Raw genomic sequence first — 10,770 nt, 5'->3', positions numbered from 1 at the left:
GCCCGCTCGGTGCGCGAGCTGGTGGCGCCGGCCCAGGCGCTGGCCAGCGGCCGGCCGTTCGCCATGCCGGCCACCGCCTTCCGCGAGGCGGAAATGGTGGCGCAGGCGCTGCATGCGCTGGAAGGCGACTTGCGGCGCCACAATCACGAACTGGAAAGCCTCGTGGCCGAACGCACCAGCCAGCTCGAACGCAACCGCGCCCAGCTGGAAACCCTGTACGCCACCGCCCCTGTCGGCCTGAGCTATGTGGACAACGAACTGCGCATCGTCCGCATCAACGAATACCTGGCCGCGCTCAGCGAGCAAAAAGTGGTGGCCCACCTGGGCCGTCACATCGGCGAGGTGATCCCCGACCTGGCGCTGCGCGCCGCCATGCTGGGCGACTACCGCACTGTGCTGGAAACCGGCAAGCCGCTGACCAGCCTGCGCCGCGCCGGCCACACCGTGGCCTCACCGGACGAACTGCGCCACTGGGTGATGAGCTACTACCCGCAATTTGGTCCCGGCGGCAAAATCATCGGCATCACCTCGCTGGTGCTGGACGAGACCGACTACAAGCGGGTCGAAAGCGAATTGCACAGCTCGCGCCGGCTGCTCAGCTCGGTGGTGGAAAACATCCCGGCCATGATCTTCCTGAAACGTGCCGAAGACTTGAGCTACGCCATGTTCAACCGCCACGGCGCCCGCATGCTGGGCCACAGCAACGAGCAGCTGATCGGCAAGAACGATTACGACTTCGTCCCGGCCGCGCAGGCCGACCAGTTCAAGCTGGACGACCTGCGCGTGCTCAACAGCGCGCCCGGCACCGTCGCCGAAATCGCCGAAGAGCCGCTGGCCACACCCGACGGCCCGCTGTACCTGACCACCCGCAAGGTAGCGCTGCGCGACGAGCACGGCGTCGCCACCCACGTGCTGGGCATCTCGCTCGACATCACCGACCGCAAGCAGGCCAAGGAAGTGCTGCGCGCCACCGCCGAGCGGCTGGCCGCCAGCGAGCACTTCGTCCGCACCGTGACCGATAACCTGCCCGGCATGGTGGCCTACTGGGACGCCGCATTGTGCTGCCGCTTCGCCAACCGCTACTTCCTCGAATGGCATGGCCGCAGCAGCGAAGAGATGCTCGGCGCGCACATGCCGGAGGTGGTCGGCGCCGCCGCCTATGCCGACGACGCGGCCTATGTGCAGGCCGCGCTGGGCGGCGAATCGCAGGGCTTTGCCGGCAAACTGCGCTGGCCGTCGGGCGGCACCAGCCATACCTGGGTCAATTACATCCCGGATAAGGACGATTCCGGAGCTGTAAAGGGTTTCTTTGTGCTAGTCTCCGATGTCACCGCATTAAAGGAAACAGAATTGCACCTGCAGGAAGTGAACGAAGAGCTGATCCTGGCGCGCGACCGCGCCGAAGCAGCCAGCCGCGCCAAGAGTGAATTCCTGGCCAATATGAGCCACGAAATCCGCACCCCGATGAACGCCATCATCGGCCTGGCGCGGTTGCTGGAGGAAGCGCCGCTGGCGCCGCGCGAACGCGGCTACCTGCACAAGATCCAGTTCGCCACGCAATCGCTGCTCAGCCTGGTCAACGACGTGCTCGACTTCTCGCGCGTCGAAGCCGGCCAGCTGGTGCTGGAGCATGCCCACTTCCATTTGCAGCACGTGCTCGACAGCATCAGCGTCATGCTCAGCGGCAGCGCCAGCGACAAGGGCATCGAGCTGGTGTACGACATCGATCCGGCCATGCCGACCGACCTGGCCGGCGACCCGATGCGCTTGCAGCAGGTGCTGCTCAACCTGATCAGCAACGCCATCAAATTCACCGCCCACGGCGAAGTGGTGCTGACGGTGCGGCCGGCGCCCGGTTCGGCCCGGCCTGGCGACCGTGCGCTGCTGGTCGAATTCATAGTGCGCGACACCGGCATCGGCATCGCCCCCGAACAGCAAGCCGGCATCTTCGACGCCTTCTCGCAGGCCGACAGCAGCACCAGCCGCAAATTCGGCGGCGCCGGGCTCGGCCTGGCAATCTGCCGCCAGTTGGCCGACATGATGGGCGGCGCCATCAGCGTCACCAGCGCGCCGGGGCATGGCGCCGAATTCCTGTTCGCCTGCCCGATCGAATCCATCGCCCCGCTGACCGCCGCCGCGCCGCCCGATACCACCGCCACGCTGTCGGTGCTGATCGTCGACGACAACGCCAGCGTGCGCAAGGCGCTGTACGACGCCGGCCGCAGCTTCGGCTGGCACACCGCCTGCGCCACCGGCGCCGACCAGGCGCAAACGTTGCTGATCGAACGCGCGCGCGCCTCGCGTCCGTACGACCTGCTGCTGCTGGACCAGGACATGCCCGGCACCGACGGTCCGGCGCTGCTGCAACAGCTGCCGCCCGACCTGGTGCTGCCGCCGGTGCTGATGATGACTTCGGAACACCGCGCCGCCACGCTGGTCCAGCAATCGGCCGCGCTGGGGCTGGCCGGCGTGCTGTCCAAGCCGGTCAGCCCGGGGCGGTTGCTGGAACGGGTCAGCGGCCTGCTGGCCGGCGACCAGGCCACCTCCGGTCTCATGGCCCAGCTGGAACACACGCCGCTCAAGGATCGCCTGAACGGCATGCGCATCCTGCTGGTGGAAGACAACGAAATCAACCAGGAAGTGGCGGAATACATGCTGCTGCATGCCGGCGCCACGGTGGAAGTGGCGGCCAACGGCCAGTTGGCAGTCGAACGGCTGGCTGCCGCCGCCGATCGCTACGACGTGGTGCTGATGGACGTGCAGATGCCGGTCATGAACGGCTACGACGCCACCCGCGCCATCCGCCGCCAAGGCCTGCTGACCTTGCCGATCATCGCCATGACCGCCAACGTGCTGGAAGACGACCGCCGCCGCGCCGCCGAAGCCGGCATGAACGCCCACGTCGCCAAGCCGATCGACGTCGAGGAACTGATCTCGGTGCTGACCCGGCTGGTCACCATCCGCGATGCCTCGCGCGACATGGTGGCGACCGTGCCGGCCAAGGCGCCCCCCGCCATCCCGACGGCGTCGCTGATGCCGCCGCTGTCGCCGCTGCCCGGCATCGACGTCGACGCCGCGCTGGGCCGGCTAGGCGGCAACTATGAAGCGCTGACCGGCCTGCTCAAGCGCTTCGAACAATCGCAAGGCGGCGCCGTCAGCGAAGTGCGGCAACTGCTGTCCGCCAACCAGCGCCAGCAGGCAGCGCAGGTGCTGCACCGCCTGCGCGGCGTGGCCGCCAATCTGGGCGCGTCGGACGTCGCCCGCCTGAGCGCCAGCGCCGAAGCCGTGCTGCACGACGTCACAGCCGATTCGCTGGCCGTGCCGAGCGCGCTCAACCGGCTGGAACAGGCGCTGGAGCTGGTCGCCCGCACCGCCCGCACGCTGGCCTCGCCCCAGCATGCTATTCCTACAAGCAACACTCAGCCTTCTGACCTAGTGCAAAAGCTGGCGGAGTTGCAAGGATTGCTTCAGAATAACAATCTGAAAGCATTAGAACATTTCAGGGCGTTGCGACCGGCGCTGGCATCGGCCAGCCTGGCGCAAGCCTTGAGCGAAGCAGTGGAAACCCTCAACTTCAAGGCCGCACGCCAGATGGTGGAAGACATGTTGCAGCGAAAGGAAAGTGCATGACGTGGACCGACCTGGCCCGGAACGGGCGCATTCTCGTGGTCGACGATGCCATGGAAAACATCCAGATCCTGCACCATGCGCTGCGCGAAGAACATGAAGTGCTGTTTGCGCTGGATGGCGAACAGGCGCTGCAAATTGCCCACGACCAGCAGCCGGACCTGATCCTGCTGGATGCCGTGATGCCGGGTATGGACGGCTATGCGGTAGTGGCCGCGCTGCGCAGCTCGCCGCGGCTGCAAGATATTCCGGTGATCTTCGTCACCGCGCTAAGCCAGCCGGAAGACGAAACGCGGGCGCTGGAAGCCGGCGCGGTCGACTTCATCAGCAAACCGTTCAACGTCGCCGTGGTGCGGGCGCGCGTGCGCAGCCAGCTGACCATCAAGCGCCAGGCCGACGCCATGCGCGAGCTGAGCATGACCGATGGCCTGACCGGCGTCGCCAACCGCCGCAACTTCAACGACACCGTCGATGCCGAATGGCGCCGCTGCGCGCGCGCCGGCCTGCCGCTGTCGGTGATCATGATCGACGTCGACCACTTCAAGCTGTACAACGATCACTACGGCCACCAGGCCGGCGACGCCTGCCTGCAGCAAGTCAGCGCCGCCATGAAACGCTGCGCCAGCCGCCCGCAGGACATGCTGGCGCGCTACGGCGGCGAGGAATTCATCCTGCTGCTGCCCCAGGAAGCCGCCGACGGCACCGAAGTGGTAGCCAATCGCATCCAGGAAGAAGTGCGCAAGCTAGCCATTCCCCACTCCGCCTCGCCGACCGCATCGGTGCTGACCCTGAGCATGGGCCTGGCCACGGCGACGCCACCGCTGGAAGGCAACGACCCCAGCCCCCTGATCCGCATCGCCGACAACAACCTCTACCGCGCCAAGCAGTCGGGGCGGAATCGGTATTGCATCAGTTTGGATAGTTAGCGCGAACGCACTACCTGTGTCCTGCTGAGCGAGTAGTGCCAACCAGTCTCAACCAGTGAAAAGGACACCGGCTCAAAAGGAAGTGAACGGCACAAAGTACGTACCAGTGCCGTGGGTATGGAAAGCGCCACCATTGAATCGCGTGGGCCACCTGGGCCGGCATATACGACGTCAGCTATTTTATGTGGCACTGACTATCTGGATGCTTTTTGATTACTTCGGGATTCTGTAAATCAATTGAGCATGACTTGAATATTTTATAACTGGAGCCATCGAACTTCAGAAGCGTGTCTGAATAGTGCCCTGCTGTACCACTAGGCATAGTGATATCTCGAAGTCCGTGTGTCATTGAATTCGATAAAATTACAGCTTGACCACCAATGTCTAACACAACTCGATAGCGTCCTTTTTCGTTTTTGAGTATCCAGATTTTTGCAGTCGCGACACCCCAAGCACACCCATTGGCTGTCTTTGCAATCCAATCCAATTTACGACCGCTTCCTTGCAAGTCCACGGCAATCCCAATGAACTCACCTTGCGCGCAGTCTTTGTAGTCTGTTTGTCTGACATAAGCACGCAAAACCGTCGCTACTGCCGGCGGCACTGCAAACAGGTTTTCGTCCTCAATGCCAAAATCATCGTTAGCATGAGCTTGGTGAAATGCGGTACTTACGAGAAACGACATCACAATCAGGGAGAGATACGAGAGCTTAGTCATTGGTGTCGAGTTTAGTGCTAATAAGCGCATTATTTTAGAATGAAAAATTGTCGAAAGAAAAAAAGACCAATAAATGAAGCCGACTAAGTGTCAATTGAAGGCCAGACCACAGCTTGAGCTACGATAACGTTTTCCCCATTAAACGCCACCGATGGCGAGCCATAAAGCACATAGCCTAGCGCGAGCGCCTCGCTAACACGCCGGCAAAATTTTGCATCGTCAGGGCCCGTTAACACTCGATAGACCGGCAAATCGTCTGGTGGTACTTTCATCGTTTCCTTTCGCTTGTTGAAGCGGCTGCTTCTGGCCGGTAGAGGCCAAATGGTTAAGGCTGCGCAGTGTGTTCGAGTGCAGCCGACTATACAAATCCACCTTTAGCATCTGAGGTAGGTTCAGCGACCTCGCCGTTAAAGCTGTGGAGAATTTTTTGTAAAGCAGCCGCTTCCGCTTTTGCATCTTCAGGGTGCAGAGCTCTCGATATATGCCTGGCAGCGTCTGCGAGTATTGTGCCCCAAGCTAATTCCTCATCAATGCCCATACCATCTCTGTACATGCCAATCTTTAGCGAACAGTGCAACTGCTTCTCTGCGACCCAGACACGCAGCATTTCGACAGCATCGATGTCTCTTCGCGCTGCGGGAGGAATTGGGCGTTCATTCATACAAAGTCCATAAGACGTGACAAACCTTGGTCAATTACCGGAGTCCAGGGTGTAGGTGTAATAATGATCTTATCGACACCCAATTTCTGCATGCCATGTTCGGTTAAGTCGATTTCGATATGATCATCAATACGTTTTATTGCGTGTACTCCGTGATAGCAGCCGTTCTTTTGGTCGTCGCGCTCGATGTATAAGCCGCCTAGTCCGAGCTGGATATCTTGCTCTTGAGGAAGCGCATGTTGTAGCATGAGGTAACGGATGCCACCCGGTTCGTCGTCACTAAATGCAAACACAAAAGTTCCGTCTTCTTCATGAAGCGAAACAGATTTCGCGATAAGTTCGAAATTCATTTTTTCTGTCCTCACACAGTTCAAACGACGCTCATTTCCCAAACAGTCTTATCAAATTTGTCATAAACAGTCAGAATTTGCCCGTCCAACTTGATGCCTTTAAACCGATGCGCATAAACAACCTCATCTGGGATGGTTTTCAGAATTTCTTGTGAAAAGATGCACATATCACCCCGCTCGACCTCAAGTGTCAGGCTAAAGCAGAAAAGGTCGAGCTCGCAATCCAGTTTGCACTTGATTCCAGCCGAGTGAAACATTTTAACTTTGTGGGTCCATTTGTTCTGATAGCGATCTTTCCTGAATGACTGAATAGCTTCCTGAAAAATATCTGCCGGCACATGCCGGTCCCTGCTACATTTCTTTACGCCCGCCTCCAGCAAGCTAATGAAATATTCTGGAAGTTCATCTTCCCTGTATTTTTCATATTCCGCGATATCAAACGGCACTTCGACTACCAGGGTCTTTGAGGAGTTGATGTAACTTGACTCTGTTGCGTCATCCTTGCAAACAACACAGATCCGATTGAACCCGTTCGTTTGAACTTTGAGTAATTTCACATAGCGCTGAACGTAGTTACAAAGAAATCGCGTTTGATTTCTGAAAGTAAGCGCCGCATCGGTCCGACATTCCACGACGTCTGGATAGAGGTAAACGCTAGTCAATATCATGGATAAAATCACGAGGATTGCCTACGAACTTAGCTGCTTTGGAATCAACTAAGGCTTGCAAGATGGCCTGCGGTAGAGCATCGATGAACTGTTTTTCCTGCGCGTCAAAATATCTGCACTCAAGGTCGAGCGCCAGCGCGCAAATCGCGTCGACGACGGCACTGTTGTTTGCACTGGCATCCAATCGGACGATTACTTCTACACCACCAGTGTCGTCGAAATGAAAATCAACGCGGGTGCCATTTTCGACACCGTACACGATCCAGTCTTCCAGCATAAGCCAAGGTTGCCCAAGGCATTTCACTAAATTTTCCTGGGCGTGTAGCGCAGACCTGGCTGGTAGCGTTGGAATGTCCAGACCATGTTCGGAGCCTTTGGGAGTTAAGAACAGATCAAATTGCCACGTAGCCATGTCTCAAATTCTCATCTCAGTTTCTCCGCTCCGAAACTGATCAGTGTTCGGTGCGAGGCACGACTGCGGGTGACCAGAATGCGCGCCTCCTGCACCTCCACGCATTCTTTGGGTTCGAATGTGGCGGGCACGGAGTCAGCTGCTTTGCTTAGCTGCTCCGGGGAAGTGACGACATCATATTTGTTACGCTTGAAAAGCAGTTGCTCGATTCCTGCGGGCGCCGGCTTAACGACCACCAGCGACCAGTGGCCCTCGTCGCCCCGAAACTGCTTTTTCTCAAGGAAAGCATTGACCCGCTGCGCGGTAGTTGAAGCGCCGGGCAGCGCATTTTGGTAAGGCGTGAGCGGGCAAAGGAGTGTTCCGGCCGGCCATTCCAATCCCTCCAACGGCAAGATCGCGATGGGTTTGAGCTGCGCTAGCTGCCGCTCAAGCGGGTGTTGCGCATGGGCGGGCGCGCCTGCCACCACCAGCAAAAGCAGGCTGAGTTTCGCTTTATTCATAAATTTAAAGATGACGGACTTCGGTTGGTGATGTTTCCCAATTATCGTTTTTGCCGTCCAGATAAGTGATGGGCGTACTCACGAGTTCCTCCGGCGTTGCATCGTCAAGGCAAGTCAGATTCACCGCATAGAACTCGCCCCAGCGCGGCGAGCGTCCGATACCGAAAGAGCGGACACCGCAGTGCCTGCAAAACAAATGCTGGTCTGTCTTGGTCAGAAATTGATATTTAGTGAGATCAGCCTCGCCCGCCAGCAAGCGAAACGCACTGGGCTGTACGATGGCAGGCCAAAATCTCACCTTGGCGCAAATCGAGCAATTACAGCGGATTGACCCTTGACTAAGATCAATGTCCGCCTCGAACCGCACTGCGCCACAATGACAACTTCCATGATAGGTTTTCACGCGCACTCCACTAGACTCCGGATCGCCTAACTTTAACAGGTGATTGCCTATATGGCAATATTGACCTGACCCGCAGTTTTCGGCATTCTCTTAGGAGTGCTGCTGGAATCCCCGCTGCGCCGCAAAGCGTTCGAGGTGGTGATCCACATCCCCAAGCGTCAGCTCAATCATGGTCAAGCGCTTGAAGTGGTGCGCGGCCGGCAGTTCGTCGGTGACCCCCATGCCGCCGTGCAGTTGCACCGCCTGTTGGCCGATGAACTTGGCTGCCTGGCCGATGCGCACCTTGGCCGCCGACGCCACCCGCCGCCGCTCCTCGGCATCGCACACCATGCGCGCCGCCACCAGCATCGCCATCGAGCGCGCCTGCTCCAGGTGGATGTACATATCCGCCATTCGATGCTGCAGGGCCTGGAAACTGCCGATAGCAAGGCCGAACTGCTTGCGCGTTTTCACATACTCCAGCGTGGCGTTGAACAGTGCTTCCATCGCCCCCACCGCTTCCGCGCACAGCAGGCTAACGCCGTAGTCGGCCGCTTCTTCCAGCATGTCCCAGCCGCCGCCCAGCTTGCTCAGCAGCGCCGAGGCCGGCACCGCCACGTGATTGAACTGCACCGTCGCCGCGCGCTGGCCGTCGATGGTGCGGTAGTCGCGGATCACCACGCCCGGCGTGTCGGTCGGCACCACGAACAGGCTGATGCCGTTGGTGTCGCGCTGGGTGCCGGCGCTGCGCGCCGAGACGATCAGCGCACCGGCCTGGCCGCCGTGGATCACCACCGTCTTGGTGCCATCGATGCGGTAGCCTTCGCCATTGATGCCGGCGATGGTTTTAATATCCGCCAGATCGTAGCGCGAATGTTTTTCGCCCAGCGCGCACGCCAGCTTCAGTTCGCCCTTGGCCACGTCTTCCAGTCGGTGATGCTGATTGCCGGCCAGTTGCAGAAACTTCGCGCCCCAGACGGTGGCGAAGTACGGCTCGACCACCAGGCCGCGTCCCAGTTCCTGCATCACCACCAGCATATCGACTGCGTTGCCGCTGAAGCCGCCTTGCGCTTCCGGCACCGGCAGCGCCGTCATGCCCAGCTCGGCCAGCATATTCCACGCCACATCCGACACGCCGCTCGGCGAGTGCACGATGCGCTTGCGCGTGTCGAAGGTATAGTCCTTGTCCACCCAGCGGCGCAGCGCGTCCGCGAACTGCTGCTGTTCTTCCTTGAAAGTGAAATCCATTGCCGCTCCTTACAGGCCCAGAATCATCTGGGTGATGATGTTTTTCTGAATTTCGTTCGAGCCACCGTAGATCGAGGTCTTGCGGTAGTTGAAGTAGTAGCCGGCCAGCGGCGCGGCGGCGTCGTCGCCGGTTACCGCGTGATCGGCCTTGCCTTCCAGATAGTCGGTGTCGAACGGCAGCGCGCCCGGTCCCAGCACCTCGACCATCAACTCGGTCAGCTGCTGCTGGATTTCGGAACCGCGCACCTTCAGCATCGACGCTTCCGGCCCCGGCGCGTGCGATTCGCGCGTGATCACGCGCAGCACCGTGGTTTCCAGCGCCATCAGGTCGATTTCCAGACTGGCGATTTTGGCCGAGAATACAGGGTCTTGCATCAGCGGCTTGCCGTGCTTGTAGTGTTCGGCGGCGATCTTTTTCAGGAACAACAGTTCACGCTTGGAGCGGCCGACGGCGGTGATGCCGGTGCGCTCGTGGCCCAGCAAATACTTAGCGTAGGTCCAGCCCTTGTTTTCCTGGCCGATCAGGTTTTGCACCGGCACCTTGACGTTGTCGAAGAAGACTTCGTTCACCTCATGGTCTTCGTCCAGCATGATAATGGGACGCACCGTGATGCCCGGCGTTTTCATGTCGATCAGCAGGAAGGAGATGCCCTCCTGTTTGCGCACGGTGCTGTCGGTGCGCACCAGGCAGAAGATCATGTCGGCGTGCTGGGCCAGCGTGGTCCAGGTCTTCTGGCCGTTGACGATGTAGTGGTCGCCGGCGCGCTCGGCGGTGGTTTTCAGCGACGCCAGATCGGAACCCGAGCCCGGCTCGGAATACCCTTGGCACCACCAGTCATCGCAATTCAGGATGCGCGGCAGGTAGTGGGCTTTTTGCGCCTCGTTACCAAAGGCCATGATGACCGGCGCCACCATGTTGACGCCAAACGGCAGGATCGGCGGCGTGCCCGAGCGGGCGCATTCTTCTTCCCAGATGTGGCGCTGGGTCGGCGTCCAGCCGGTGCCGCCGTATTCCACTGGCCAGGCCGGCGCCGACCAGCCCTGGCGGGCGACGATCTGGTGCCAGCGCACATAGTCCTGGCGACTCAGCCGCAGATGGTTGCGGACTTTCTTTTGCAGGTCGCTAGGCAGGTTGGCGTCCAGGAATGCGCGCACCGTGTCGCGAAACGCCAGATCCGCCGCCGTGTAAGTCAAATCCATGCTGTCTCCTTATTATTCAGCCGATAAAAAAGCACGACCGTTCAAATAATTGTACTCCCATGTTCTTTAAAAGGGCGA

12 protein-coding genes are annotated in these 10,770 nt (G+C 59.6%); 2 read left to right on the top strand and 10 right to left on the bottom strand.

The features are described from left to right. Window positions 1-3,630, top strand: a 3,630-nt coding sequence (locus GTP69_RS28135) for a response regulator (RefSeq protein WP_161057977.1), incomplete at its 5' end; no start/stop codon positions are given. Then, the gene (locus GTP69_RS28130; RefSeq protein ID WP_161057976.1) at window positions 3,627-4,553 is read left to right on the top strand and encodes a diguanylate cyclase domain-containing protein; all 927 of its coding nucleotides are present in this window, start codon (window positions 3,627-3,629) and stop codon (window positions 4,551-4,553) included. The genes GTP69_RS28135 and GTP69_RS28130, both read left to right, overlap by 4 nt. Before the next feature lie 175 nt (window positions 4,554-4,728). On the opposite strand, the gene GTP69_RS28125 is transcribed toward GTP69_RS28130, so the two are convergent. The 10 genes from GTP69_RS28125 to GTP69_RS28080 all read right to left on the bottom strand — a co-directional run bounded on the left by GTP69_RS28125 (window position 4,729) and on the right by GTP69_RS28080 (window position 10,692). Further along, on the bottom strand, window positions 4,729-5,271 hold the full coding sequence (locus tag GTP69_RS28125; protein WP_161057975.1) for a hypothetical protein: 543 nt from the start codon (window positions 5,269-5,271) through the stop codon (window positions 4,729-4,731). 83 nt (window positions 5,272-5,354) lie between these two features. Further along, window positions 5,355-5,543, bottom strand: a complete 189-nt coding sequence (locus GTP69_RS28120) for a DUF1737 domain-containing protein (RefSeq protein WP_161057974.1) — start codon at window positions 5,541-5,543, stop codon at window positions 5,355-5,357. An 86-nt stretch (window positions 5,544-5,629) separates the two neighbouring features. After that, a complete protein-coding gene (locus tag GTP69_RS28115) occupies window positions 5,630-5,932 on the bottom strand; it encodes a DUF5076 domain-containing protein (RefSeq protein WP_161057973.1) in 303 nt (100 codons plus the stop codon). Then, complete coding sequence (locus GTP69_RS28110) at window positions 5,929-6,282, bottom strand: Imm10 family immunity protein (RefSeq protein ID WP_161057972.1); 354 nt, start codon at window positions 6,280-6,282, stop codon at window positions 5,929-5,931. The genes GTP69_RS28115 and GTP69_RS28110 overlap by 4 nt, the downstream gene beginning before the upstream one ends. Before the next feature lie 20 nt (window positions 6,283-6,302). After that, entirely contained in the window at window positions 6,303-6,839 is a 537-nt protein-coding gene (locus GTP69_RS28105) for a hypothetical protein (RefSeq protein WP_161057971.1), read from the bottom strand. A 97-nt stretch (window positions 6,840-6,936) separates the two neighbouring features. Continuing rightward, window positions 6,937-7,362, bottom strand: a complete 426-nt coding sequence (locus GTP69_RS28100; RefSeq protein ID WP_161057970.1) for a hypothetical protein — start codon at window positions 7,360-7,362, stop codon at window positions 6,937-6,939. A gap of 11 nt (window positions 7,363-7,373) precedes the next feature. Further along, window positions 7,374-7,862 (bottom strand): hypothetical protein, encoded by a 489-nt coding sequence (locus tag GTP69_RS28095; RefSeq protein ID WP_161057969.1) that lies wholly within the window; start codon window positions 7,860-7,862, stop codon window positions 7,374-7,376. Between the two features lie 4 nt (window positions 7,863-7,866). Next, window positions 7,867-8,265 carry a GFA family protein gene (locus tag GTP69_RS28090; RefSeq protein ID WP_161057968.1) on the bottom strand — a complete coding sequence of 133 codons (399 nt, stop codon included), beginning with the start codon at window positions 8,263-8,265 and terminating at the stop codon, window positions 7,867-7,869. 90 nt (window positions 8,266-8,355) lie between these two features. Then, window positions 8,356-9,492 (bottom strand): acyl-CoA dehydrogenase family protein, encoded by a 1,137-nt coding sequence (locus GTP69_RS28085; RefSeq protein WP_161057967.1) that lies wholly within the window; start codon window positions 9,490-9,492, stop codon window positions 8,356-8,358. Between the two features lie 9 nt (window positions 9,493-9,501). Beyond that, entirely contained in the window at window positions 9,502-10,692 is a 1,191-nt protein-coding gene (locus GTP69_RS28080; protein WP_161057966.1) for an acyl-CoA dehydrogenase family protein, read from the bottom strand. Window positions 10,693-10,770 lie beyond the last annotated feature (78 nt).

Source organism: Duganella levis, from assembly GCF_009857605.1.
GTDB classification, from domain to species: Bacteria; Pseudomonadota; Gammaproteobacteria; order Burkholderiales; family Burkholderiaceae_D; genus Rugamonas; species Rugamonas levis.
This window is presented reverse-complemented; position numbering and strand designations above follow the sequence as displayed.

Bases quoted from the DNA above. Each gene is read 5' to 3' on its own strand.
- GTP69_RS28125 (WP_161057975.1), bottom strand. From the start codon at position 5,271: ATGACTAAGCTCTCGTATCTCTCCCTGATTGTGATGTCGTTTCTCGTA.
- GTP69_RS28120 (WP_161057974.1), bottom strand. From the start codon at position 5,543: ATGAAAGTACCACCAGACGATTTGCCGGTCTATCGAGTGTTAACGGGC.
- GTP69_RS28110 (WP_161057972.1), bottom strand. From the start codon at position 6,282: ATGAATTTCGAACTTATCGCGAAATCTGTTTCGCTTCATGAAGAAGAC.
- GTP69_RS28100 (WP_161057970.1), bottom strand. From the start codon at position 7,362: ATGGCTACGTGGCAATTTGATCTGTTCTTAACTCCCAAAGGCTCCGAA.
- GTP69_RS28085 (WP_161057967.1), bottom strand. From the start codon at position 9,492: ATGGATTTCACTTTCAAGGAAGAACAGCAGCAGTTCGCGGACGCGCTG.
- GTP69_RS28080 (WP_161057966.1), bottom strand. From the start codon at position 10,692: ATGGATTTGACTTACACGGCGGCGGATCTGGCGTTTCGCGACACGGTG.
- GTP69_RS28115 (WP_161057973.1), bottom strand. From the start codon at position 5,932: ATGAATGAACGCCCAATTCCTCCCGCAGCGCGAAGAGACATCGATGCT.
- GTP69_RS28130 (WP_161057976.1), top strand. From the start codon at position 3,627: ATGACGTGGACCGACCTGGCCCGGAACGGGCGCATTCTCGTGGTCGAC.
- GTP69_RS28095 (WP_161057969.1), bottom strand. From the start codon at position 7,862: ATGAATAAAGCGAAACTCAGCCTGCTTTTGCTGGTGGTGGCAGGCGCG.